Source organism: Oleiphilus sp. HI0123 (assembly GCF_001635315.1).
Map to the genome: position 1 here is coordinate 1 of NZ_LWGE01000915.1, position 270 is coordinate 270.

The window sequence follows — 270 nt, forward strand, 5'->3', positions numbered from 1 at the left end:
TACCAAAGCTTACCTGGCCAATTGCTTGATCGGTATTAGCCCATTCAACAAGCGCTGTGTTTGTTGAAATAAAGCTTGCGTCCGGCTGCGAGCTGAAAGCAGGCAAGGGTAGATCGATCAAGCTACCGGAGTTAAAAGAAATTGTTTGGAAAGATGTTTGGTTGCCCACAATGTCAGCCAACACATATCGTAGCTCATAGCTGCTATTGGGGATTAGCTCTTGAAGAAGAATAAAGTGTGCCAGCTTCTCGGATTGTGAGCCCGCTGCTT

At 46.3% G+C, this 270-nt stretch carries 1 protein-coding gene; it reads right to left on the minus strand.

The window, feature by feature from the left end:
- Window positions 1-270 (minus strand): hypothetical protein (locus A3761_RS27415; protein ID WP_197472959.1); only part of this gene is annotated, 270 nt, incomplete at both ends.